The 23,493-nt window shown below is 57.2% G+C and carries 28 protein-coding genes, 1 other RNA gene and 1 pseudogene; 21 read left to right on the top strand and 9 right to left on the bottom strand.

Annotated features, from left to right (window positions below; all coding sequences use genetic code 11):
* Window position 1: 1 nt before the first annotated feature.
* From urtC to urtE, 3 genes are read left to right on the top strand one after another with little or no spacing between them, the layout of a single operon-like run.
* Window positions 2-1,234 carry an urea ABC transporter permease subunit UrtC gene (gene urtC / locus KO498_RS03050; protein WP_215958411.1) on the top strand — a complete coding sequence of 411 codons (1,233 nt, stop codon included), beginning with the start codon at window positions 2-4 and terminating at the stop codon, window positions 1,232-1,234.
* Entirely contained in the window at window positions 1,231-1,971 is a 741-nt protein-coding gene (gene urtD, locus KO498_RS03045; RefSeq protein ID WP_215958410.1) for an urea ABC transporter ATP-binding protein UrtD, read from the top strand. The genes urtC and urtD overlap by 4 nt, the downstream gene beginning before the upstream one ends.
* A 1-nt stretch (window position 1,972) precedes the next feature.
* Window positions 1,973-2,668, top strand: coding sequence for an urea ABC transporter ATP-binding subunit UrtE (gene urtE / locus KO498_RS03040; RefSeq protein WP_215958409.1), 696 nt, complete (start codon window positions 1,973-1,975; stop codon window positions 2,666-2,668).
* A 38-nt stretch (window positions 2,669-2,706) separates the two neighbouring features.
* On the opposite strand, the gene KO498_RS03035 is transcribed toward urtE, so the two are convergent.
* Window positions 2,707-2,967 carry a hypothetical protein gene (locus KO498_RS03035; RefSeq protein ID WP_215958408.1) on the bottom strand — a complete coding sequence of 87 codons (261 nt, stop codon included), beginning with the start codon at window positions 2,965-2,967 and terminating at the stop codon, window positions 2,707-2,709.
* A 284-nt stretch (window positions 2,968-3,251) separates the two neighbouring features.
* Here KO498_RS03035 and rnpB point away from each other — a divergent pair.
* Window positions 3,252-3,614: RNase P RNA component class A (rnpB, locus tag KO498_RS03030), an RNA gene on the top strand.
* Between the two features lie 68 nt (window positions 3,615-3,682).
* Here the strand turns inward: rnpB and KO498_RS03025 are convergent.
* Window positions 3,683-4,426 (bottom strand): annotated as a pseudogene (locus KO498_RS03025) (DMT family transporter); the annotation flags it as partial.
* Window positions 4,427-4,638: 212 nt separating this feature from the next.
* Between KO498_RS03025 and rpmG the strand changes: the two are divergent.
* From rpmG to KO498_RS03000, 5 genes are all read left to right on the top strand, one after another.
* Window positions 4,639-4,806 carry a 50S ribosomal protein L33 gene (rpmG, locus tag KO498_RS03020; protein ID WP_007814563.1) on the top strand — a complete coding sequence of 56 codons (168 nt, stop codon included), beginning with the start codon at window positions 4,639-4,641 and terminating at the stop codon, window positions 4,804-4,806.
* Window positions 4,807-4,890: 84 nt separating this feature from the next.
* On the top strand, window positions 4,891-5,367 hold the full coding sequence (locus KO498_RS03015; RefSeq protein ID WP_215958407.1) for an AAA family ATPase: 477 nt from the start codon (window positions 4,891-4,893) through the stop codon (window positions 5,365-5,367).
* A 337-nt stretch (window positions 5,368-5,704) separates the two neighbouring features.
* Window positions 5,705-6,271: a carboxymuconolactone decarboxylase family protein gene (locus KO498_RS03010; RefSeq protein ID WP_215958406.1), complete on the top strand. Its 567-nt coding sequence runs from the start codon at window positions 5,705-5,707 to the stop codon at window positions 6,269-6,271.
* A gap of 162 nt (window positions 6,272-6,433) precedes the next feature.
* Window positions 6,434-7,078 carry a DsbA family oxidoreductase gene (locus KO498_RS03005; protein ID WP_215958405.1) on the top strand — a complete coding sequence of 215 codons (645 nt, stop codon included), beginning with the start codon at window positions 6,434-6,436 and terminating at the stop codon, window positions 7,076-7,078.
* Window positions 7,079-7,081: 3 nt separating this feature from the next.
* Window positions 7,082-7,681: a TetR/AcrR family transcriptional regulator gene (locus KO498_RS03000; RefSeq protein ID WP_215958404.1), complete on the top strand. Its 600-nt coding sequence runs from the start codon at window positions 7,082-7,084 to the stop codon at window positions 7,679-7,681.
* Here KO498_RS03000 and KO498_RS02995 read toward each other — a convergent pair.
* Window positions 7,678-8,331, bottom strand: coding sequence for a hypothetical protein (locus KO498_RS02995; protein ID WP_215958403.1), 654 nt, complete (start codon window positions 8,329-8,331; stop codon window positions 7,678-7,680). The two genes, KO498_RS03000 and KO498_RS02995, sit on opposite strands and share 4 nt — an antisense overlap.
* Window positions 8,332-8,372: 41 nt before the next feature.
* Between KO498_RS02995 and KO498_RS02990 the strand changes: the two genes are divergently transcribed.
* Complete coding sequence (locus KO498_RS02990; RefSeq protein WP_215958402.1) at window positions 8,373-9,065, top strand: endonuclease/exonuclease/phosphatase family protein; 693 nt, start codon at window positions 8,373-8,375, stop codon at window positions 9,063-9,065.
* On the opposite strand, the gene KO498_RS02985 is transcribed toward KO498_RS02990, so the two are convergent.
* From KO498_RS02985 to KO498_RS02975, 3 genes are all read right to left on the bottom strand, one after another.
* A complete protein-coding gene (locus KO498_RS02985) occupies window positions 9,062-9,655 on the bottom strand; it encodes an HAD family hydrolase (RefSeq protein ID WP_215958401.1) in 594 nt (197 codons plus the stop codon). The genes KO498_RS02990 and KO498_RS02985 overlap by 4 nt on opposite strands.
* Before the next feature lie 88 nt (window positions 9,656-9,743).
* Entirely contained in the window at window positions 9,744-10,520 is a 777-nt protein-coding gene (locus KO498_RS02980) for a Bax inhibitor-1/YccA family protein (RefSeq protein WP_215958400.1), read from the bottom strand.
* A 116-nt stretch (window positions 10,521-10,636) separates the two neighbouring features.
* Window positions 10,637-10,855, bottom strand: coding sequence for a DUF1127 domain-containing protein (locus KO498_RS02975; protein WP_215958399.1), 219 nt, complete (start codon window positions 10,853-10,855; stop codon window positions 10,637-10,639).
* A 114-nt stretch (window positions 10,856-10,969) separates the two neighbouring features.
* Here KO498_RS02975 and KO498_RS02970 point away from each other — a divergent pair, with 114 nt between their 5' ends.
* Complete coding sequence (locus tag KO498_RS02970; RefSeq protein WP_215958398.1) at window positions 10,970-11,842, top strand: LysR family transcriptional regulator; 873 nt, start codon at window positions 10,970-10,972, stop codon at window positions 11,840-11,842.
* Window positions 11,843-11,858: 16 nt separating this feature from the next.
* On the opposite strand, the gene KO498_RS02965 is transcribed toward KO498_RS02970, so the two are convergent.
* Together KO498_RS02965 and KO498_RS02960 are read right to left on the bottom strand one after the other, a co-directional pair.
* On the bottom strand, window positions 11,859-12,500 hold the full coding sequence (locus KO498_RS02965) for a pentapeptide repeat-containing protein (RefSeq protein WP_215958397.1): 642 nt from the start codon (window positions 12,498-12,500) through the stop codon (window positions 11,859-11,861).
* Between the two features lie 26 nt (window positions 12,501-12,526).
* A complete protein-coding gene (locus KO498_RS02960) occupies window positions 12,527-13,492 on the bottom strand; it encodes an NADPH:quinone oxidoreductase family protein (protein WP_215958636.1) in 966 nt (321 codons plus the stop codon).
* Window positions 13,493-13,881: 389 nt separating this feature from the next.
* On the opposite strand from KO498_RS02960, the gene KO498_RS02955 reads away from it, so the two are divergent.
* The 10 genes from KO498_RS02955 to KO498_RS02910 all read left to right on the top strand — a co-directional run bounded on the left by KO498_RS02955 (window position 13,882) and on the right by KO498_RS02910 (window position 23,069).
* Window positions 13,882-14,253, top strand: coding sequence for a helix-turn-helix domain-containing protein (locus KO498_RS02955; RefSeq protein WP_215958396.1), 372 nt, complete (start codon window positions 13,882-13,884; stop codon window positions 14,251-14,253).
* 52 nt (window positions 14,254-14,305) lie between these two features.
* Window positions 14,306-15,103, top strand: a complete 798-nt coding sequence (gene hisN, locus KO498_RS02950) for a histidinol-phosphatase (protein WP_215958395.1) — start codon at window positions 14,306-14,308, stop codon at window positions 15,101-15,103.
* A gap of 97 nt (window positions 15,104-15,200) precedes the next feature.
* Window positions 15,201-16,556 carry an 8-oxoguanine deaminase gene (locus KO498_RS02945; protein ID WP_215958394.1) on the top strand — a complete coding sequence of 452 codons (1,356 nt, stop codon included), beginning with the start codon at window positions 15,201-15,203 and terminating at the stop codon, window positions 16,554-16,556.
* A 2-nt stretch (window positions 16,557-16,558) separates the two neighbouring features.
* Window positions 16,559-17,005, top strand: coding sequence for a CAP domain-containing protein (locus KO498_RS02940; RefSeq protein WP_215958393.1), 447 nt, complete (start codon window positions 16,559-16,561; stop codon window positions 17,003-17,005).
* A 67-nt stretch (window positions 17,006-17,072) separates the two neighbouring features.
* Window positions 17,073-18,452 carry a magnesium transporter gene (mgtE, locus tag KO498_RS02935; protein WP_215958392.1) on the top strand — a complete coding sequence of 460 codons (1,380 nt, stop codon included), beginning with the start codon at window positions 17,073-17,075 and terminating at the stop codon, window positions 18,450-18,452.
* Window positions 18,449-19,006, top strand: coding sequence for a 5-formyltetrahydrofolate cyclo-ligase (locus KO498_RS02930; protein ID WP_215958391.1), 558 nt, complete (start codon window positions 18,449-18,451; stop codon window positions 19,004-19,006). Before mgtE ends, KO498_RS02930 begins: the two co-directional genes overlap by 4 nt.
* A 31-nt stretch (window positions 19,007-19,037) precedes the next feature.
* The gene (locus KO498_RS02925) at window positions 19,038-19,508 is read left to right on the top strand and encodes an OsmC family protein (RefSeq protein WP_215958390.1); all 471 of its coding nucleotides are present in this window, start codon (window positions 19,038-19,040) and stop codon (window positions 19,506-19,508) included.
* Between the two features lie 28 nt (window positions 19,509-19,536).
* On the top strand, window positions 19,537-20,349 hold the full coding sequence (locus KO498_RS02920) for a TIGR00282 family metallophosphoesterase (protein ID WP_215958389.1): 813 nt from the start codon (window positions 19,537-19,539) through the stop codon (window positions 20,347-20,349).
* On the top strand, window positions 20,349-21,236 hold the full coding sequence (locus tag KO498_RS02915; protein WP_215958388.1) for a DMT family transporter: 888 nt from the start codon (window positions 20,349-20,351) through the stop codon (window positions 21,234-21,236). Before KO498_RS02920 ends, KO498_RS02915 begins: the two co-directional genes overlap by 1 nt.
* A gap of 54 nt (window positions 21,237-21,290) precedes the next feature.
* Window positions 21,291-23,069, top strand: a complete 1,779-nt coding sequence (locus KO498_RS02910; protein ID WP_215958387.1) for an SLC13 family permease — start codon at window positions 21,291-21,293, stop codon at window positions 23,067-23,069.
* Here KO498_RS02910 and KO498_RS02905 read toward each other — a convergent pair.
* Window positions 22,990-23,490: a hypothetical protein gene (locus KO498_RS02905; RefSeq protein ID WP_215958386.1), complete on the bottom strand. Its 501-nt coding sequence runs from the start codon at window positions 23,488-23,490 to the stop codon at window positions 22,990-22,992. The two genes, KO498_RS02910 and KO498_RS02905, sit on opposite strands and share 80 nt — an antisense overlap.
* Window positions 23,491-23,493: the final 3 nt, after the last annotated feature.

Here is a 23,493-nt window from a genome sequence, read left to right as displayed (position 1 = left end):
TATGCAAAACAGCTTTCTCGCTCGCAACCCTTCAACCCTGATCTTTCTGGCAGCGCTGGCGCTCTTCACCATTGTTGTGACGCTGTTGTCTGAGGGTCTCGGCATGGGGTTTGTCTCAACCAGCTTTGTGAAAACTCTCGGCAAGACGCTCTGCCTTGGCTTGGTGGCGATCTCGATGGATCTTGTCTGGGGGTATGCGGGCATTCTCTCGCTTGGGCATTTCGCGTTTTTCGGGCTTGGTGGCTATATGATCGGCATGTGGCTGATGTATGAACGCACGCGGGATGTGGTTGTCAGCTCGCTTGCTGACGCGCCCATTCCTGCGTCGGCACAAGAGTTGAACGATGCGATTGCCACGCAGATATTCGGGGTTGTCGGCAGTGCCGAGTTCCCGCTGATCTGGGCTTTTTCAGACTCGCTGGTGTTGCAGCTTGCCTTGGTTGTTCTGGTGCCGGGGTTGCTGGCGCTGGCCTTTGGCTGGCTGGCGTTTCGCAGCCGCGTGGCAGGTGTCTACCTGTCGATCCTGACGCAGGCGATGACACTGGCGCTCTCGCTATACCTGTTTCAGAATGACAGCGGATTGCGCGGCAACAACGGGCTTTCGGGGCTGCAGAACCTGCCGGGGCTTACGGATGTTCCGCAAGCGCTGGTCTCGCTGTGGTTTCTCTGGGGCTCTGCGCTGGCGCTCGGGCTTGGCTATGTGCTTGCGGCTTGGGTTGTTTCCGGCAAGTTCGGCTCGGTGCTACGCGGCATTCGCGATGACGAAGCCCGCGTGCGCTTTCTCGGCTACTCGGTTGAGAGCTACAAGCTCGTGCTCTTCACCGGAACCGCTTGCATGGCGGGCATCGCTGGCGCGCTTTACTACCCGCAAGCGGGGATCATCAACCCCGCAGAGATCGCGCCGATTGCCTCGATCTATCTCGCGGTTTGGGTGGCCATCGGTGGACGAGGGCGCATATACGGAGCCGTCATCGGCGCGGTTTTTGTAAGTCTGCTGTCGTCGTGGTTCACAGGTGGACGCGCGCCAAACATCGACCTCGGGTTCTATACAATTCAATGGGTTGACTGGTGGCTTGTGGTCTTGGGCCTCTCGTTTGTTCTGGTGACACTCTTCGCGCCCAAGGGCATTGGCGGATTGTTTGACCTGATCAGCAGTCGCATCATGCCAGACAGGCACGGAGCAGACCTTGGGCCTGATGACGGCGCCCTACGCGAGCGGGAGGCAAGAGAATGAACACCTTACTAGAAGTCTCGGGAGTTAGCGTCAGCTTTGACGGGTTTCGGGCGATCAACAACTTGTCGTTTCGCATTGCCAGCGCTGAAATGCGCGCCATCATTGGCCCCAACGGTGCAGGCAAGACAACCTTCATGGACATTGTCACCGGCAAGACCAAGCCGGACGAGGGGCGCATTCTTTGGGGTGAAAAGAGCGTTTCGCTGCTGGGCCTGTCAGAAGCCCGCATTGCGCGGGAAGGTGTCGGGCGCAAGTTTCAAAAGCCGACAGTTTTTGAAGATCAAACCGTGCAGGAGAACCTGCTGATGGCCCTCAAAAACAAGCGCGGGCCGTTTTCTGTGCTGCTCTATCGGGCCAAGAACGACGATCTCGCGCGGGTGGAAGCCTTTGCAGAAGAGATCGGCCTTGCGGATGCGCTTATGCGCAAATCAGGCGAGCTAAGTCACGGGCAGAAACAGTGGTTGGAAATCGGTATGTTATTGGCGCAAGAGCCGCGCTTGTTGCTGGTGGATGAGCCTGCAGCGGGGATGACGCCAGCGGAGCGTGAGCACACAACAAACATACTTGTCGAGGCCGCAAAGACGCGCGCAGTCGTTGTTGTAGAGCACGACATGGAGTTCGTGCGCCGGCTTGATTGCAAAGTCACGGTTTTGCATGAAGGCTCGGTTCTGGCTGAGGGCAGTCTGGACCATGTGACCGCCAACAAAGACGTTGTTGACGTCTATTTGGGGAGATAAAATGTTAAGTATCAAAGACCTAACCCTACACTACGGGCACTCCCAGATTCTCAATGGCATTTCGATGGAAGCCGAGATTGGTGAGATCACCTGTGTTATGGGCACCAACGGTGTCGGCAAAACGAGCCTGATCAAGGCGATCTCGGGCAGACATATGCGCTCGGCCGGGGCCGTAACGCTCGACGGGCAACCGCTTGGCAAGCTGCCTGCCTTTGGGCTGGCACACAAGGGCATTGGATATGTCGCGCAGGGGCGTGAGGTGTTTCCGCTGCTGACTGTTCAGGAGAACCTTGAGACCGGTTTTAACTGCCTGCCAAAGGGCGAGCGGCGGGTGCCTGACGAGATTTTCGAACTGTTCCCCGTGCTCAAAGAGATGCGGACACGCCGCGGCGGTGATCTGTCGGGTGGCCAGCAGCAGCAACTGGCCATCGCGCGGGCCTTGATCACGCGGCCAAAGCTCTTGTTACTGGATGAGCCAACCGAGGGCATACAGCCCAACATCATCCAGCACATCGGGCGGGTGATCGAGCAGTTGCGCTCTGAGGGGCAAATGGCGATTGTTCTGGTCGAGCAATACTTCGAGTTTGCCTATGAACTTGCAGACAAGTTCGTAGTCCTGCGGCGTGGAGAGGTGATCCAGTCAGGTGCGCGCGACAGCATTGCCAAGAGTGAGTTGCTCTCTTTGGTCTCTGTATAGCGTGCTTTGCAGTTGCGTGCTGCGTGAGTGAAGCAGCGCTATTGCTCGGGCTCGATAAACCGCCTTTCGGGGATTGAGTAGAAGAGCTCTTTGTCGCCTTCGAGAAGCTTTATGACACCGTCTTGTGGCAGCGGCGCGTTGATCGCCTCGCCGCCGACAAAGGACGTCACCTGTGCGGTTTGCGGATCATAAAGGAGGTAGCCCTCCTTGGAGGCCGCGTCCAAAGTGCTTTGCATGTGTGTGATTGCCGGAGCGAACAGTCCGTAGTCTTTAGACAGGTCGCTCACTTCGCGGTTCACTTCGCTATCCATGACCCGCGATTTCGCAAAGACAAAACCCTGTGGCTCGGAGAGGCCTGACCATGGATCGCGCTTGATCCAGAACAGGGCTGCGAGAACCGTGATCGCGAGAACAGCGAGTACTGTTGCATACTTGCTTCTGCGTATCAGTGCCTTCCTTCGCTCTATGGGGGAGTTTGTATGGGTTGGTGCAAAGAAAAAGCTGAAAGAGAAAGGGCTGGTTGCGGGGTTCTTTACGGCGCTCGATTGACGTGGGGGGGGCTTGTCGCGTATGGCGCAAGGGCGCGGAGGGCCGGGTGACCGCTTGGGGCAACCCGAGAGGAAAGTCCGGACTCCACAAGGAAACGGTGCCGGGTAACGCCCGGGCAGGGCAACCTGACGGAAAGTGCCACAGAGAAGAGACCGCCTGCGGTTTCGTGGGTAAGGGTGAAACGGTGGGGTAAGAGCCCACCGGGGTTCTGGTAACAGCACCCGCATGGCAAACCCCACCGGGAGCAATGCCGAATAGGAACCTTACATGGGCCGCCTTGGCTCAAGGTTCGGGTTGGCAGCTAGAGGGGCGTTGGCAACAGCGTCTTGAGATGAATGGTCACACAGGGCGGGGCAACCCGTCTGGACAAGATCCGGCTTATAGGCCCTCCGCGCGTTTTTCTGATGTTACGAAATAAAGGCCCAGGAGCAAAAGAGCGGCGCCTGTGAGCTTTGTGTATGTGAGCGGTTCTCCGACAATGAAGGTTGCAAGAACCCATGCTGTGAAAGGTTCTGCCAACGCCAGTGTAACGGCCGTTGAGGCGGGCAGGGCCTTGAGGCCCCAAGTGTAAAGCGCATAGGCGACGCCTGTTGAGAGCAGGCCAAGGGCGAGCAATGTGTAGGGGGCTGTGCCTGTGAGTGCCCAGTGCCACGGGATGAAGGCGAAGACTGGCAAAGTGAAGATCGCGGCGAGCGCGAAGGTGCTTGCGGCGATGGTTGCGGATGGGGCGTGTGGTGACATGCGGCTGCTGGCGAGCGAGTAAGTTGCGTAAGTGAGGCCAGCGGCGAGGGCCAGTATGATGCCGGCCCAAGTGAGGCCTTCCGTCTGGCCGGAGAGCACAAGCAGGCAGGCACCGAAGATGGCGCTGGCTTGTCCGGTGAGCTTGCGGGCGGTTGGCTTGCGGCCTTGGGTGAGGTCATAAAGCGCGACCCAAAGCGGGGCCGAGCCGATGGTGATCGCCGTGCCGATGCCCACCCCTGCGCGCAGGACTGCGGCGAAGAACAGCAGGTTGTAGGCGGCGATTGCCACACTGGCCAAGAGGAGCGGTCTGCGCGGGAGTTGGCTGAAGGCGCGGCGCGCTGTCGGCTGTGCGAGCGCAAGAGCGCACAGAGCTATTGCACCGATAAGCAGGCGTAAGGCACCGACGACGAGAGGCTCGCGCGCGTCAGGCAGAAAGCTCTGGAATGTGCCGGTTGTGCCCCAGAGCATAGCGGCTACGAGAACGGCGATGATGGCTGAGTTACGTGACATAGGCGCGTTTCCGGTGTTTATTCGCCTATGGCAGATCGCAACCTCGGTGAAAAGAGGGCGCTGGCGTGTCTTTGCGGTTGACTCGGGCGAGCGAGCGCTTAAAAGGCTGGTCTGATATAGAATTCATGGGCCGCACGCAAATGTGCCTGCCCCACTGCTGGAGATGACCAATGGCGAAGCCAACCACGATCAAAATCCGCCTGAACTCGACCGCAGGCACTGGCCACTTCTACGTGACCAAAAAGAACGCGCGCACGATGACCGAAAAGATGGTTGTTCGTAAGTACGACCCTGTTGTGCGTAAGCATGTTGAATACAAAGAAGGCAAGATCAAGTAAGATCTGGCTTCATCTGAGAGTTTCAGAGCCGCGCTCCCAGCACAGGGGGCGCGGTTTTTCGTTTTGCTGACAGAAGAGGGCAATATGCCGGAGTTACATGTGTTATGCGGGCGGATCGCCTCGGGAAAGTCGACGCTGAGTGCCGAGCTGACGGCTCATGGAGACATGGTTTGTTTGGCCGAAGATATGTGGCTTTCGGGGCTGTTCGGCGACCAGATGAACGCGATCGCGGATTATGTGCAATGCTCGGCTAAGGTGCGAGCAATCGCTGGCCCGCTTTGTGTTGATATCTTGCGCGCGGGGGCTTCAGTTGTGATGGACTTTGCCGCCAACCGGCGGGTTGATCGGGCCTGGATGTTGAGCCTCGCTGAAGCTGCTGGCGCTGAGGCGCAACTGCATTATCTGGATGTGGCAAGTGAGATCTGTCTGGAACGCTTGCAACGTAGAAATGCCCTCGGGGAGCACCCGTTTGCAGTTTCGGAAGATCAGTTTTGGCAGATCAACAAGCACTTTGAAGCACCAACAGAAGACGAAGGCTTTTCGCTGGCATTCTACCACTGAGGTGGCACTCGGAAAGGTAGCTGTCGAGCATGTGCTGCGCCATTTTCGGGGAAAGTGCGCTCATGTCGATACCGGCCTCGGCACGCCAGATAGCGCCACGGCCCATGAGAAAGCTCTCGACCGTTGCCGAATATAGCACCTCTTTGCTCTTGAAATGATTATAAAATCCTCAGCGTGTTTGCCGAGCATGTGGCGGTGTTCAGGGAGAGTTGCCAGCCGTGGGATAGATAGGACTTCTCACTTTTGAGTGATCGCTCAACAATTAGCTTGAGTGATCGCTCAACAACCCTTAGGTGCTGTGTATCGGATAACGCAACACACCCTGAAAGGGCATATTATGGCGACCTTTACTATTCACACGATCGAAACCGCACCGGACGCGGGCAAACCGCTTTTGGAAACTTCGCTGAAGAACAACGGCCGCATCCCGGGTTTGCACGGCACAATGGCCGCCGCCCCGCCGCTGCTGGCCGCCTACAACTTCGCGCATCAGCAGTTCATGGCGACGTCTATGACCGACGAAGAGAAGACCGTTGTTTGGCAAACGATCAACGTTGAGAGCAATTGTCATTACTGTGTGCCAGCGCACACGGGCATCGCCAAGATGATGAAGATCGATGACGCGATCACAGAAGCGCTGCGCAACGAAACGCCGCTGCCGACCGCCAAGCTTGAAGCCCTTCGCACATTTACACTGGCTTTGGTGCGCGACCGTGGCTTTGTTGCTGATGCCGACACGCAAGCGTTCCTGGATGCTGGCTTTAGCGAGACAAACATCCTTGAGATCATTCTTGGTGCGGCGCAGAAGTTGATGTCAAACTACACCAACCACTTCGCAAAAACGCCTGTTGACCAAGTGTTCCAGAAGTTTGCTTGGGAAAAGCAGGCCGTTGCCGCCGAGTAAGTAAACCTGAGGCGCGCTCGAATGTGGGCGCGCCTTTAACACCTGTTTGACAATCTTGCTGGTCATCAACATCATCTTGAACTTGTTTGATATCTCGGAACTCGGCCTATGGTTGGCTGGTGATCGGGCTGTGTTCGGGCAGTGTTTTCTTAAGGAGCAGACATGACAGATCCTCTTCGCATCGACATCGTTTCTGACGTGATGTGCCCTTGGTGCATCATCGGATATCGCCAGCTTGCACAGGCGCTTGAGGCGTCGGACACAGCGCATGAAATACATTGGCACCCGTTTGAGCTTAACCCGCAGATGCCGCCGGAAGGGCAGAACACCCGCGAGCATATCATCGAGAAATACGGCAGCACACCGGAGCAATCAGAGCAGTCGCGTCAGCAGATGGCGGCTTTGGGCGACAGTCTCGGCTTCAAGTTTGCCTGGACTGATGCGTCGCGGATGCACAACACTTTCAACACCCATCAGCTTTTGCACTGGGCCGATGCGCATAATCGCCGCCATGATCTGAAGATGGCGTTGTTTTCGGCGCATTTCACCGACCAGCGCAACCTGTCAGACAACAACGTGCTGGCGGATGTTGCCGGCGAGATCGGCTTGGACCGTGACGAGGCCTTGGCTGTGCTGGACGATCAGCGGTTTGCAGATGACGTACGCAGTGCAGAGGCTTTTTGGCAGCAGCAGGGAATTTCCGGCGTGCCTGCTGTGGTGTTTAAGGGCAAGCACCTTGTCACAGGGGCGCAGGGCGTGGAAAACTACACCAGCATACTGAAGCAACTTGCCGAGATGAAGGACTAGCCCATGGCCCGTGCCGCTAACTATGATCGTGATGCAGCGCTTGACGCCGCCATGACCGTGTTTTGGCGCAAGGGCTTTCATGCGACGTCGCTCAAGGACTTGGAAGCCGCTCTGAGCATGAAACCCGGCAGTATCTATGCGGCGTTTGAAAGCAAAGAGAACCTCTATCTGTTGGCGCTGCAACGCTATTTTGAGGCGTCGCGTCGCGGGTTTCGCACACAGTTGGCTGGCTTTGACTCTCCCTTGGCGGGGTTGGCCTCCCAGTTCCAGAGTTATGTTGACCTTGCAGATGAGGACGCGACACGCCAAGCCTGTATGTTGATGAAAACGCTGGTGGATACCAGATCAACCGACCCCAAGATTGCGGAGGTTTCAAAGAGCTATCTTGAGGCAATATGCGCCGAGTTTGCGCAGGCGTTTGAGGCCGCACGCGATTTGGGAGAAATATCGGCTGACGCTGATCCAAAGCGGCTTGCGCGGCGTTATCAGGCCAATATCACAGCGCTGCGTGTTGAGTTGCAGCGCGGAACTTCGGATGCCGATGTCGCCAACCTTGCTGCGGACATGACGCAAGAGACGCTTGGATTGCGCGTTGGTGCCTAGTATTTGTCGGCTGGCTTGTTCCGCAGTTTGCGATACCAGCTCTTGTTGGCGACGATAAAGGCGTCGATCATCGGGCCGACACCGCCGACTTGCCGACCCTTGAGGTAAAAGAACCCCGCGATTGCGCCGAGGGTTGCGCCGCCTGTGTCGATGATCAGGTCTTTCATCGTGTCCACAAGGCCGGATTTTTGCATGTTCATGCCAAAGGTCTGATCCATGGCAAACTCGAACACCTCCCACAACGCGCCGATCGAGAGGCTGACGCAAAAGGCCAGCATAGCCAGTGCCCAAGGCGGGGCGGCGTAGCGGTCGCCCTCAAACAGCATAAAGATCAGCAAGAAACCGAGCATGGCAAAGCTGAGGGCAGAAAGGAAATGCAAGGCGACATCCCACCACCAGAACTTGCCGTAGAAATCTGCGACCTCGCCGAGGAACAGTGTGGCAAAGATGAACAAGACAGCCGCCGTAAGCAGGGAGTTGGGCAAGCGAAGGCCAAAGACCCGTGCAAAGCGCTGCGGCAGAAAGGTGAGCACCAGCGTTGCAGTGGCAACAAACACCGTCGACCAAGCCTGCGCGACACCGCCTGCAACGGCCTCCAAGAGCAGCACAGACTGAATGATCCAGACGACATAGGGGCGTGATTGTTGCATTGGGGCTTTCAGTTTGGGCACTTGCACCCAATATAGGGGCTATGAGTAATTTTGCACCATTACGGCTGGCAAGCTACAACATTCGCGCAGGTCTTGGCAGCGATTTGCGGCGCGAACCATTGCGTGTGCTGCGGGCAATTGCGGCGTTTAAGGCCGACGTCGTGGCCCTGCAAGAAGCTGACTTTCGCATGGGCGCGCGGCCTGCGGCGTTGCCGCGGGAGTTGATCGAGAGCCACACAGGGCTGCGAGCCCTGCCTGTCGCAGACAATGAGGTGAGCCTTGGTTGGCACGGCATAGCGCTTTTGGCGCGGCCCGATTTGCAGGCTGCTGATGTCCACCGCTTCCCGTTGCCGGGGCTTGAGCCGCGCGGGGCTGTGGCGGTTGATCTGCCTCACCTGCGTGTGGTTGGTGTGCATCTGGGCCTGTTGCGGCGCTCGCGGCGGTTGCAGCTTGACCACATTCGCGAGGCGCTTGATGCTTTGCCAGAACGCCCCACGATCATTCTGGGGGACTTCAACGAGTGGTCGCGCAAGGCGGGGCTGGGGCGGCTGGCGCAGAGTTACAACATTCTGACACCAGGGCGCACTTTTCCTTCAAGCCTGCCTGTTGCCGCGCTTGACAGGATCGCCCATTGCGAGCGCTTGCGGGTGAAACCACTGGATATTCCACGCGCCACGAAGGGCAGCCACCCGTCCGATCACCTGCCGATTCTGGCAGAGGTGAGCGCGGTTTAGAGCAAGCTATGCTCTTGCAGCTCTGTTCGCAGGGTATCGGGCGAGGTAAAATGCACAGCCTGCCAGCCAACAGCACGTGCGCCTTCAACGTTTGCGAGGCTGTCGTCGATGAACAGGCAGTCTTGCGGGGTGAGGCCGTTGCGCTGGGTGAGGAGGCGGTAGATCTCGGGTTGTGGTTTGATCATTTTCTCGACGCCGGACACCACGGTATCTTCAAACACTTCCGCAAGCTCGGGGTGGGCGGCGAGGCCCAGGGGCCATGTCTCGGCCCCCCAGTTGGTGAGGCCGAAAATGCGATGCCCAGAGTGCTTTAGCTCATGCAGAATGCTCCATGTGCCTTCTATCTTGTGCTGTATCGTGTCGGGGAAGCGCTCAAAGAAACCCGCCAGCAGGGGGGCGTGGTCGGGATGGGCTGCTTGGATAGCCTCTGCGATCGAGCGACCACGGTCTTGTTCAAGGTTCCATGCGAAGAAGTCTGATTCGGTGAAGAACTGTTCGATTGCAGTTGCATCGTCAAAGGCGTGCCGGAAGGCCGCGTGGGCATCCCAGGCTACGAGCACATTGCCGATGTCAAAGACGATATTTTTCATGAGGTCAGCCTGCCAAATTTGCTTGCTTGAAATGAAAAGGGCCAGTCGCGGTGACTGGCCCTATGTCTTGTTTGCTTCGCTCGCCTGACTACTCGGAATTGCCGAGGAACATGAGCAGGAACTGGAACATGTTCAGGAAGTCGAGGTAGAGGTTCAGCGCGCCGTGGATGGCTGATTTGTCGAGCCACTCCTGATCGCCGTGGTGGGCGTGGGCGAGGTATGTGGTTTTGATCTGCTGCGTGTCATAGGCTGTGAGGCCAGCAAAGATCAGCACACCGATCATCGAGATCGCGTACATCATTGCAGGTGACTGGAGGAACCAGTTGATCACCATGGCAACCAAAAGGCCGATAACACCCATGATCAGGAAGCTGCCCCAACCGCTGATGTCTTTCTTGGTGGTGTAGCCCCAGAGTGACAGGCCAGCAAAGGCGATGGCTGTTACGAGGAAAGTCTGCACAATCGAGAAGGTTGTGTAGAAGATGAAGATCGAGCTAAGCGACACACCGATGAGGGCTGCGAAGGCAAAGAAGAACAGCTGTGCGCCTGCGGCTGAGATACGGTTGGTGACCGCGCCAAAAGCGAAGATCATGCCGAGCGGTGCGAGCATGATGACCCAACGCAGGGCCGAGGTGTAGATCGCGGCGCCGAAGCTTGTGAGCATGGTGCCGTTTGGCATAACGCCTGCGGCGGTGGCCGGATCAGTTGTGGTCGCGAGGCCGGCGATGGCCCAAGCCGCGAGTGCTGTGATCAGCATGCCGACGGACATCGTGCCGTAGACCTTGTTCATATGGGCGCGTAGCCCGGCATCAATCGCTGCGGTGCGTGTGCCGACGCCGGATTGAATGTTTCCAAATTCTGCCATGTGCTAGCCTCCGAGAAAGGTTAAAACAGTGGCCCCGCCGTGTTTGGCAGGGCCTTCTTATTCAATATCGGTGAGGTCGCAGCATATTTCAAGGACAACCGGTGCCCTAAGTCAGCTTATTTGCACCAATATTGCGGCACGTCCCATGCAGGGCGGCGGCTTTCGGCTTTGGCCTGCGCTTGGGTGAGGCCAATATCTCTGAGCTGCTCGGCGCTGAGCGCGCCAAGAGCGCGGCGTGATTTGCGGGTTTGCAACAGGGCTGAGAGCCATCCGGAGCGAACCTCACGTGCTGGTGTTGCGCGGATGGCGTGGGTGTTTGTCAGTGCTCGTGTCATATCAATTCTCCTTTTGTGATATGTTGCGGTGTTACATTCTATGTATTGATATGTAGCCGGGCTTCTGACATAAGGAAAATGAATGTTTGTTTAGGCATCATCACGGAGTTTGATATGAGAAACCTCGACATCACCACACTGCGCTCGTTTTTGGCCGTGGCTGACTACGGCGGCGTCACCCGGGCGGCAGGGATGCTCAATCTCACCCAATCAGCCGTGTCGATGCAGCTCAAACGGCTGGAAGAGCTTTTGGGCGTCAACCTGCTTGACCGCAGCAGTCGCAAGATCGCGTTGAGCAGTGATGGCGAGCAATTGCTCACCTTTGCGCGGCGCATGGTTGCGCTCAATGACGAGGCCGTGGGGCGGCTGACAGAAGATGTGTTTGAGGGCGAGATCACCCTCGGCGCACCGCATGACGTGGTGTATCCGATTGTTCCGCAGGTGCTGAAGGCGTTTCATGCGGCTTACCCGAGGGTCAAGGTGAGGCTGCTGTCGTCAAGCACGATGAGCCTGCATGATACGCTGTCAAAGGGCGAGGCCGACTTGATATTGACCACCGAAGCGCAGCCACTGTCGGGGGGCGAGACCCTGACAGAGATGCCGCTGCGTTGGGTTGGTGCAATTGGCGGGCAGGTGTGGCGTAAGACGCCGTTGCCGCTGGCTTTTTGCTCGTCTTGTATCTTTCGTCCGCTGGTTCTGAGCAAGTTGGAGCTGGCAGACATGGTGTGGGATATGGCGATAGAGTCGTCTGAAGACCGCTCTGTCGAAGCAATGATCAGCGCTGATCTCGCCATCGGCGCGATGATGGAAGACAGTATCCCGCCACACTTGGAAGCGCTGCCTGCGAACTGTGGCTTACCAGACCTTGGCCGTCAGAAGATCAACCTTTACGGGGCGATTGCCCGCGACGAGGCAACTGCGCATTTGGCGGATTTGATCCGGCAGGGCTATGGCAAGGCTGTGCTGCCAATGGTGCGCTCTGCGTAACAAGCTCAAAGACTCATCAAAGAACCAAAACGCCCAAACCATGCAATAACTCGGTGGCTTGCGCCTTGGAAATGACCGCGCCTTTGAAGCACGTCGCGGTGGAGAGCGTCAGAACGCCGAGGTCGGCTGATCGCAGGTCGGCACCCTCAAAACGAGCGGTTGCTAAATGGGCATTGTTCAGTCGGCACCTGTCAAAGGTAGCGTCGCGAAAGTCGCATTCGGCGAGGTCAGCCTCTGTAAAGTCTATCCCGTCTAACTGACATTTCCGAAAGTTCATTTTGCGCAGGAAAGCCCCTGTAAGAAGGGAGCCTTTGAAGTCTGATCCCAGAGCGCGTGCATCCTGAAAGTCGGCGCCTGTGAGCTTGCAATCATGGAACCTTGCGCTTGAGATATCTGCGCTCGACCACTTTGTGAGAGACAGATTGCACCCTGTAAACCACGTGTCGGAGGCGCGCGCATAGCTGAAGTCGGCCTGCATTGCGGAGCATTTTACAAAAGAGCTGTCCTCAAGGAGTGCGTTTTTGAACGTGCAGTCCTGAAAGGTGCAATTGTCAAAGTGATATTGTGAAAGATCCATGTCATCAAAACGCAGTGATTTGAATGTGCAGGATGTGAAATCATTGCCGTCAAGATTGGCGATGTCGGCAATGATCTGCATTTGATTTAGCCTTTCGACACGCTGTTTTAGTCAACAAGTGTGATCACGACTTTGCCGGTTGATTTGCGCGTTTTCAAGAGCGCCATGCCTTCGAGAGCCTGATCAAGCGGCAGCGCGTGGCTGATGTGAGGGGTGATGCGGCCCTCGTGCAGCCAGCCTGCCAGCGTGGTCAGGCTGTCGGTGACGACTTCGGGCTTAAAGCCCATGTACCCGCCCCAATAAAACCCGATAACAGTGAGGTTTTTGACCAACAGGTGATTGGCTTTGATCTGCGGCACGTCGCCCGAGGCAAAGCCGATGCTGAGCAGGCGGGCTTCGGGGTTGCAGGCGCGCATGGCGGCGGTGAACTGCTTGCCGCCGACAGGGTCATAGACAACATCGGCCCCTCCGAGCGCTTTGACGGCTGCATGGATGTCTTCGCAAGAGGCGTCAATCAGGTGATCTGCTCCTGCGGCCTTGGCAATGGCCAGTTTGTCGGCCCCGCGTGCACATGCAATTACGGTTGCTCCCATGAGCTTGCCGATTTCGACAGCCGTGAGGCCGACACCTCCGGCAGCGCCAAGCACGAGAAGAACTTCGCCTTTTTTCAACTTTGCTTTGTAGTCTAATGCTACATGGCTGGTGCCATATGCGACTTGCAAAGCGGCCGCGGCGTTCATATCGGTGCCTTCAGGCAAGGGCGTGACACGGGCCGCATTGACGCAAGTGTAGTCAGCAAGACCGCCCGAGCCGCCGAACACGGCAACAGAGCTGCCAATCGGCGGACTGCTGACACCTTCACCGTGCGCCTCGACGATGCCCGAGATCTCCATTCCCAAAGTGAAAGGAAGCGGGGGGGTGTCTTGGTATGTGCCGTTGATCATCAGCAGGTCAGCGAAGTTAAGACCACAGGCTTTGATTCGGATACGCACCTCTCCAGTGGCCGGCACGGGGCGGGGAATCATCTCGATTTGAGGATCTTGCCCGAAAGCGCGAAGCCGCAGAGCGCGCATATTTTGGGAGGTTTGATCAGTTCTGGTCATGGGGAATTCCTGCTATGTTTTCACCTGATAGCCGACAGTGCAGTCTCGTTATAGTAGTATTGAAAGTTAAGCTCATCCCGTTTTCACTATTTGTTAGCGTTGGTGTCCTAATGTTTGACTTGACCGATCGATGGAGGCTGACTTTGTGAGTAGAGATTCGCGTAAAACGTGTGATTGTTTGTTTCCCTAGCCTTTTACGGTAGTGTTTTTGTGTTTGACGCGCTATGAGTTATGTTTAGACGTTGTCTAGCGAGTAAAATGGTGTAAATACGCTTCTGCTTTTTTCGGGTTATGCCGCGAAGAGCGAGCCCCGGGGGATTGGGTTTGTTGGAAGCTTTATGTAAGATGAGGAATGTTAAATGGCTCACCCCGTAGATGTGCACGTAGGAAAACGAGTTCGGCACCGCCGCTGGCTTGTTGGGATGACACAGCAACAACTTGCTGAGGAAGTTGGGATCAAGTTCCAGCAGATTCAGAAATATGAAACCGGAGCAAACCGCGTCAGCGCGTCAAGGCTTTGGGATATTTCGGAAACACTGGATGTGCCTGTAAGCTTTTTCTTTGAGGGCCTTGATGTCAGCGATGCTGCCGAGACTTTGTCAGAGCAACTTCCGGCGGATTTGCTGGGCGACAAAGAGGCGATGGAGTTGATCCGCTCTTACTATGCGATCCCCGAGAACCAGCGTCGCCGCTTGTTTGATCTGGCACGGGTTTTGAGCGACGTCGCTTGAGCCTGACGCGTTGATTGGGTAGGGCTTACGTAGCAATAGCGCGGAGCCGACGATGCCTGACATAGACGCAATTGAAATTTTGAGAACCGCGCATGCGATGGCCGAGGCCGCTCGCGGCGCGGTTCTTCCGTTTTTCCGTGGCAATAACCTTGGAACGGCCAACAAACTTGCAGGCGGTTATGACCCTGTTACCGAAGCTGACAAAGGCGCGGAGCGGGCTATGCGTGCGGTGCTGGCTGATATGCGCCCCGATGATGCGATCATTGGTGAGGAATATGGCAGCGATGCTGGCAGCACCGGGCTGACGTGGGTGCTTGACCCGATAGATGGCACACGGGGGTTTGTATCCGGCACGCCAACATGGGGCGTGCTGATCGGGTTGAACGACAGTTCCGGGCCGGTTTTCGGGATGATCGACCAGCCCTACATCGGCGAGCGTTTCTGGGGCGGGCTGGGCTATGCCGAAATGCAAGGCCCACAGGGGGCTAACGCATTGAAAGCCCGCGATAGCCGCCCTCTGAGCGAGGCCGTGTTGTTCACCACTTTTCCCGAGGTTGGAAGCGCGGATGAGCGCAAGGGTTTTGAAGCGGTCGCTGCCGAGGTGCAACTGACGCGCTACGGCATGGATTGCTACGCCTATGCACTGCTGGCGGCGGGGCAGATCGACTTGGTGGTCGAGGCGGGCCTGTCAAACTATGACATCTGCGCACCTATTGCTGTTATCGAAGCGGCAGGCGGAATCGTAACCAACTGGCAAGGTGAACCAGCGCATGACGGGGGGCGTGTTCTGGCTGCGGCGAGCGCTGAGCAACATGCTGCGGCTTTGCAAATTTTACGCAGGATTGCATAACGGCCCGCGGACAGTTTAGGGTTACGTCAGCGTGTTTCTCTGCCCTTTTCCAACACGCAACAGCCGGTTCTGAGGGGGCGCAACCAAAGAGGTGCGCATGATTAACTCATTGAACGAACCAGAAACCCTGATCAAAAACGCTGATCATATCCTGACGATGAACGACTCCCGTGAAGAGCTTCGCGGCGCTGATGTTTTGGTTAAAGGTAATGTTATCAAGGCTATAGGGCACAATCTTGAAGGTGCGGGTAAGGTGCTCGATGCAAGAGGTTGCGTTGTGACACCGGGGCTTGTGAACACCCACAACCACTTGTTCCAAACGCTCACGCGTGCGGTGCCCGGCGGCCAGGATGCGCTCTTGTTTGGTTGGCTGCAAACGCTCTATCCGATCTGGGCACGCTTCGGGCCGGAAGAGATGTTTGTAAGCGCGCAAGTCGGGCTTGCCGAACTGGCGTTATCAGGCTGCACGATGAGCTCGGATCATCTGTATCTCTACCCCAACGGCGCTCGGCTTGACGACACCATAGAGGCGGCCAAGACCGTTGGGCTACGCTTTCATCCTACGCGCGGCGCAATGAGTATTGGCGAGAGCGACGGCGGCCTGCCACCCGACAGCTTGGTTGAGCGCGAGGCCGCCATTCTGGAAGATTGCATTCGCGTGATTGACGCCCACCACGATGCGCGCGAGGGCGCTATGGTGCGGGTTGGCGTGGCGCCGTGCTCGCCGTTTTCTGTGAGCCGCGAGTTGATGCGCGATGCCGCAATTCTGGCACGCGATAAGGGCGTGATGCTGCACACTCATTTGGCGGAAAACGAGGAAGACATTGCCTATTCGCTAGAAAAGTTCGGCTGTCGGCCCGGGCAATATGCTGAAGATCTGGGCTGGACGGGGTCGGATGTCTGGCACGCACACTGCGTTAAACTTGACGGTCAAGAGATTGATTTATTTGCACGTTCCGGCACCGGCGTTGCGCATTGCCCCTGCAGCAATTGCCGACTTGGCTCTGGCATTGCTCCTGTGCGCAAGATGCGCGATCGCGGCGTGAATGTTGGCCTCGGCGTTGATGGCTCGGCGAGCAACGATGCTGGCAATCTGATGTTGGAGGCGCGCCAATCAATGTTGTTGCAGCGGGTTGCTAGCGGAGCCGACGCGATGAGTGCGCGCGAAGCACTTGAGATCGCCACACGCGGTGGGGCTGAAGTGCTCGGGCGGCCGGACTGCGGGCAGTTGAGCGTCGGAAAGCAAGCCGATATCGCTGTTTGGGATGTCTCCGGCGTCGACACTGCGGGAAGCTGGGATCCGGCTGCGCTGCTGCTCGCGGGGCCAAACAAAGTTAAGGAATTGTTTGTTCAAGGCCGCCATATTGTGCAGGATGGGCAAATGCCGCATTTGGACTTGAGATCCATCATTGGGCAACAAAATGCTTTGGCAAAGAAGCTCATGGAGGGTTGAGAATGCGAATTACGACTTTAGCGACAATGGTTTTTGGGTTGGTTTTGAGCGCCAGTGTCACCAGTGCCGAACCTGTGCGCGAGTTTGCCGGATGGGTAAGCCAGCTGCGGGCACAAAACGGGCTCGGGCCCCTGAAAACAAGTAGCAAGCTCGAAAAGATTGCGAACAAACACGCGCAGGATATGGAGAAACGCGGTTTTTTCTCGCACACAGGCTCTGACGGCTCAACGATTGGCAGGCGCGCCAAGCGTGGGGGCTACAAGTATTGCACCATTGGCGAGAATATCGCGCAGGGCCAAAAAAGCGCTCAAGAGGCGATGCGGGATTGGACAAAATCACCGGCCCACAAAGCGAACATGCTCAAAAAGGGCGTGACCGAGATCGGCGTTGTACGCACCAAGAGCAACTATTGGGTGCTGGTCGTTGCGGGTAAAAGAGGCGACTGCTAGGCGGCTTTGCGATTGCCCCTAAGGCAGGAATGACGTTAACGTGCCCCTGAAGAGCAGGGGCGCGCAAATGGCTGAACTTGGCGACATTCAACCAGACATTGAAGATGAAGTGTATGAGCTGACACGGCGTGACGTTTCCGCGCTTCTTGCGGCTGTCGAGTTGGGCGACCGCACGCTGCTTCTTGAGCTCATGGAGCCCATGCACGCGGCGGACATTGCCGACTTGCTTGAGCAGGTTTCAAGCAGTGAACGGCGGGCGCTGATCGAGCTATACGGCGTCGAGTTTGACGGAGAGATCCTGTCGGAACTTGACGAGAGCCTGCGCGAGGAAGTGATCGCGGATCTGCGCCCCGAGGTTCTTGCCGAGGCCGTCCGCGAGCTGGAAAGCGACGATGTTGTTGACCTTCTGGAAGATTTGGATGCGCCGCAGCAAGAAGCCATTTTTGAAGCATTGGACGATGCTGACGAAATGGTCGCGCGGCAGGCGATGTCCTATCCGGAAGACTCCGCTGGCAGGCTCATGCAGCGCGAGGTTGTCGCCGCCCCCGAGCATTGGAGTGTCGGAGATGCGATTGATTTCATGCGCAATTCCGAAGACCTGCCGGAGCAGTTTTACCATGTTGTGCTGGTCGACCCGCGTATGCGGCCTATCGGGAACATCACGCTCGGGCGGATCATGGGGGCGCCGCGCGCACAGCCATTAAGCGAGTTGGTTGAAGAGCTCTTCGAAGTCATTCCTGTTGAGCAGGACGAGGAAGATGTCGCCTATGCTTTCAAGCAGTATCACCTGATTTCGGCACCTGTTGTTGACGACGAGGGGCGGCTTGTCGGAGTGATCACCATTGATGACGCGATGATCGTGCTTGATGAGGAACACGAGGAAGACATCCTGCGCCTTGCCGGTGTCAGCGAGGGCAGCCTGACGGACCGTGTGATCAACACCACCAAGCGCCGCTTCCCCTGGCTGGCTGTGAACCTTGTCACGGCGATCCTGGCCAGCTTGGTGATTGCGCAGTTTGATACGGTGATCAGCGATTTCGTCGCTTTGGCGGTTTTGATGCCGATTGTGGCGTCAATGGGCGGGAACGCGGGAACGCAAAGCCTGACTGTGGCTGTGCGTGCAATTGCCACCAAGGATTTGACAGGCTCGAACGTGTGGCGGGTGATCCGACGCGAGGTTCTGGTTGGAGCGGTGAACGGGTTGATCTTTGCGGTGGTGATGGGCGCGGTCTGCGTGTTTTTCTTCTCGCCGGTGCTCGGCGGGGTGATTGCAGCGGCGATGGTGATCAACATGGTGGTCGCGGGGCTGGCAGGGACGGTGATCCCGGTTTTGCTTGAGAAAATGGGCATTGATCCGGCTTTGGCATCGGGGGCGTTCGTGACCACTGTGACAGACGTTGTTGGTTTTTTTGCCTTTTTGGGCTTGGCAGCATGGGTGTTGATATGAACGATTTGAGCGAGAGAAAAGCGGCAGCGCGCAAGGAGGCGTTTGCACGGCGCAAAGAAGCGCATGAGGCAGATAGCGGCGCAGGTGCGGGCTATTTGTCAGAGGTTCTGGCGGGCTATCGCGGGGTTCCGACCTCGGGTTTTTTGCCAATCAGAACCGAGATTAACCCTGTTCCGGCGATGGCGGAAGCCGCAGCGCATGGGGTTGTCGGCGTGCCGGTTATCCAGCGCATGGGCTTGCCTTTGCTGTTTTCACGGTGGGAACCTGATTGCGCGCTACGCGAAGGGCCGTTCGGGGCGAAGATCCCTAAGGTTGCTGACTATTTCGAGCCCGAGATTTTGATCGTGCCGCTGGTTGCGTTTGACAAGAGTGGCGGGCGGCTTGGCTATGGCGGCGGGTTTTATGATCGCACGCTGGAGCTGTTGCGAAGCAAACGTGCGACACTGGCAATTGGCTTTGCTTACGCCGCGCAGGAGACCGAGGCGCTGCCGCTTGAGGCAACGGACCAGCCACTTGATATGATCGTCACCGAGCGCGGCATCGTCAGTTTCTGAGTATTTTTGCGAAAAGAAAAGCGAGGGTGCGATGAGCCGCAAACATGATTTTGAGGCGAAAGTTGTCTGGACGGGTAACACCGGCGAAGGCACGGCGCATTACAAGGCCTATGAGCGCACCTGGGAGGTTCAAACCGAGGGCAAGCCTGTGGTGAAGTGCTCCAACGACCCGCTTTTGGGGGGCGATCCGACGTTGCATAACCCCGAGGATATGCTGATCGCAGCGCTCTCGTCTTGTCATATGCTTTGGTATTTGCACATGGCGTCGGATGCGGGCGTGACGGTGCTTGCTTATGAGGACGACCCTGTGGGCCATGGTGAGAGTGAGGCGAGCGGGGCCGGGCAATTTGTGAGCGCCGATTTGCGGCCAAGGATTACCGTGGCGGCGGGGACTGATCTTGCCAAGGCCGATGCGATACATAGTGAGATCGGCAAGGTTTGCTTTATCGCACGTTCGGTTGCCTTTCCGGTGCATCACAAGGCGCGATACGTGATTGCATAAGGCGCGGTTGCGGCCTAGGAACGATGATATGAAATTACTGTTTTTAGGCGATGTGATGGGCCGCGCTGGGCGCAAGGCTGTGGGCGAGAAGCTTAAGGGGCTGCGCGAGGCGTGGGGGCTCGACTTTGTTGTGGTCAATGGGGAGAACGCCAGCAACGGCATGGGCCTTTCTGGAGAGCATGCCAAGGCGTTGCTAGAGGCGGGGGTTGATTGCCTCACGCTTGGCGACCATGCGTTTGACCAAAAAGACATGCTGAGCTTTATCGGCAGTGAGCCGCGGATCGTGCGACCTGTGAATTTTGCCAAGGGTGCTCCGGGCATTGGCGCGAAGGTGTTTCAGGACACGCGCGGGCGCAAGGTTCTGGTCGCACAGGTGCTTGGGCAAGTGTTTATGAAGCGCGCTTATGAAGACCCGTTCGGGCAGATTGATGCGGTTCTAAAAAAGCACATACTTGGCGGTGCCGTGCAGGCGGCGATTGTTGATGTGCATTGTGAAGCGACCAGCGAGAAGATGGCGATGGGCCAGTTTTGCGACGGGCGTGCGAGCCTTGTTGTGGGCACGCATACGCATGTGCCGACGGCTGATGCACAGATTTTGCCCAATGGCACGGCCTACCTTACGGATGCTGGCATGTGCGGCGACTATCTCAGTGTGATTGGCATGGAAAAAGCCGAACCGATGCGCCGGTTTGTGACCGGTATGAACAAGGGCCGTTTTACGCCTGCAACGGGCGAGGCAACGCTTTCGGGCATTTATGTCGAGACCGACGACAAGACCGGCAAGGCTCTGAAGCTGCGTATGGTGCGGGTCGGCGGACGGCTGGAAGAAGCGATGCCGTAATGCGTAACTTGGGGCCAATCATCGCGTTGCTAGTGATTGGGTCGGGGTGGGGTTTGACGATCCCGTTAACCAAGATAGTTGTCTCAACCGGGCACCAAGCGCTTGGGCTGGTGTTCTGGGATGTGTTCATTTGCACCGTTGTTCTAGGTGGGCTGACCTATGCACGCGGAGGCCGGCTTGAGCTGGAAGCGCGGCACATCAAGCTTTATCTCGTTGTTGCGCTTGTTGGCACAATTTTGCCAAATGCTGTTAGCTACAATGCGGCGGCACATTTGCCTGCGGGCGTTATGGCGCTGATCATCTCGATGGTGCCGATGTTTGCATTTCCGATTGCTTTGATGATGGGCACAGATCGCTTCAGCGCGCGGCGCATGCTTGGGTTAGCCATCGGGCTGGCGGGGGTTGCCTTGCTGGTCGGGCCGGAGGCAAGCTTGCCAGAGCGGGCTATGGCTGCATTTATTCCGCTAGCGCTCATCGCGCCGTTTTTCTACGGCATCGAAGGAAACTATGTTGCCAAATTTGGCACAGAAGGCCTGAACCCTGTTGGCACTCTGTTTGGTGCATCCTTCGTGGCTATGGTGATCATGTTGCCGCTGGCGCTTGTCACGGGACAATGGGTTAACCCTGTGCCGTTTGGCGTGCCAGAAAGCGCTCTTGTTACCAGTTCTTTGATCCATGCAGCGGTCTATTCCGGCTATGTCTGGCTTGTCGGACGTGCGGGGGCGGTGTTTGCGGCGCAGGTTTCCTACCTTGTAACGATCTTCGGTGTTGTGTGGTCGATGCTGCTTTTGAAGGAGGCATACTCGCCCTATATTTGGGCCGCGCTCGGGCTGATGCTTGCGGGGATGTTCCTTGTGCAACCGCGCAACAAGGAAGCGCTTGCGTAAGCGCACCACAAAAGCGAAAATCAGCAGCAACAAGAATAAGAAAGACGTATCAGTATGGGCCTTTTTGAGCTGAGCCAAACGACGCAGGCCTTAATGACCCTTGCGGTTGTTGCCGGCATGTTTGCGCTGTTTGTGCGCGAGACTTACCCGACCGAAGTTGTTGCCATCGGCGGTGTGGCTTTCATGCTGATCTTTGATTTGCTGCCTTATCAGGCAGGCCTTGATGTGCTTTCAAACCCTGCGCCCTGGACGATCGCGGCGATGTTCATCGTCATGGGGGCTTTGGTGCGCACGGGGGCGCTGGCGCGGTTTACCAGCGTTGCAGACAAGGTTGCCAAGACAAACCCGGCTTTGGCAATCGGCATGTTGATGGCTTTTGTGGTGATTGCCTCGGCGTTTGTGTCAAACACACCTGTCGTTGTGGTGATGATTCCGGTGTTTGTGCAACTGGCCAAAACGATGGGAATTTCGGCTTCGCGGCTGCTCATTCCGCTGTCATATGCGGCTATTCTCGGCGGCACGATGACGCTGATCGGCACCTCGACAAACCTGTTGGTTGACGGTGTGGCGCGTGCCAACGGGCAGGCGGCGTTCAGCATTTTTGAAGTGACACCGCTGGGCATCGTGCTTGTCATATGGGGGATGATCTACCTACGGTTTATCAGCCCGATGCTGCTGCCCGAGCGTGACAGCATGGCCAGTCTGCTCAGCAATCGCAGCAAGATGAAGTTTTTCACCGAGGCCGTTATCCCTCCGGAGAGCAACATGATCGGGCGCGAGGTGATGGGCATCCAGCTGTTCAAGCGCGACGGTGTGCGGTTGATTGACGTTGTGCGCGGTGACAGCTCGCTACGGCGCAACCTTAAGGACGTGGTTTTACAAGTCGGTGACCGTGTCGTGCTGCGCACCGAGATGACAGAGCTTTTGGGCCTGCAACGCAACAAAGAGCTCAAGCGGGTTGATCAGGTTTCGGCGGTTGAAACCACGACTGTTGAGGTGCTGATAACGCCGGGCGCGCGGATGATCGGGCGCAAGCTTGGCGCGTTGCGGCTGCGGCGGCGTTACGGTGTCTATCCGCTGGCGGTGCATCGCCGGAACCAGAACATTGGCCGTCAACTTGACGAGTTGGTGGTGCGGGTCGGTGATACGCTTTTGCTGGAAGGTGCACCGGATGACATTCACCGCTTGGCAAGTGACATGGATTTGGTCGAGGTCAACCAGCCACAAGACAAGGCTTACCGCCGAGAGCATGCACCGGTGGCGATCGGGGTGCTTGTTGCGCTTGTTGTCTTGGCCGGCTTTGGCGTTGCGCCGATTTTCCTGTTGGCGATACTGGCTGTGGCCGTGGTTCTTCTGTCACGTTGTATTGACGCCGAGGAGGCCTTTTCCTTTGTTGACGGGCGGCTTCTAACGCTGATCTTCGCGATGCTTGCTATCGGTGCTGCTTTGCAAGCCACGGGCGCTGTCGAGATGATCGTGCGGGCGATTGCACCTATGCTGTCGATCATGCCGCCGTTTCTGATCGTCTGGGCGATCTATTTGCTGACAAGTGTGCTGACCGAGCTTGTCAGCAACAACGCGGTTGCGGTTGTTATTACGCCTGTCGCGATCGGTATAGCCGATGCTCTGGGGATTGATGCCAGGCCCTTGATTGTGGCTGTCATGGTCGCCGCGAGTGCATCCTTCGCGACGCCGATCGGATACCAGACCAACATGCTGGTTTACGGCCCCGGCGGCTACAAGTTCACTGATTTTATGCGCGTGGGCATTCCGCTGAATCTGTCGATTGGTCTTCTGGCGTCGGCTCTGATTCCGATACTGTGGCCTCTTTGAGCGAGTTCTCCAGAGCATCGCGCATCTTGCCTTTGAGCTTGCCGACGGCCTGCACAGGAGCGCTGGTATGGCCAGCATAGAGTGCTTTCCAGTTCACGGGTTTGACTGCTTGCAACGCGCCGCCCGCGGCAGGGGTGACGACCCCCTTTGATACCAGCTCTGCGCTGATTTCTGCAGCGGCTTGTGGCGAAATCCTGAACACTTGTACGAGCTTTGCTGCGCTGGCTTGGCCATTGACGCGCGTGAACTGCGCCGCCCAAGGGTAAATGCGCGCAGCGGTGCTCGACAGCGCAGCTGTCGGTGCTCCGGCACTGGCAAGTGTAGGAATGAGTGGCGCAGCAGTTAGCGCGCCGAGCGAGAAGGTAAATTGGCGTCTGTTCATATAGTGGATATAGGCACGATCTCGAAAATTGCGAGTCATTCG

Origin of the sequence: Lentibacter algarum (assembly GCF_018860975.1) — a bacterium.
In the GTDB taxonomy this organism is placed as follows: domain Bacteria; phylum Pseudomonadota; class Alphaproteobacteria; order Rhodobacterales; family Rhodobacteraceae; genus Lentibacter; species Lentibacter algarum_A.
This window is presented reverse-complemented; position numbering and strand designations above follow the sequence as displayed.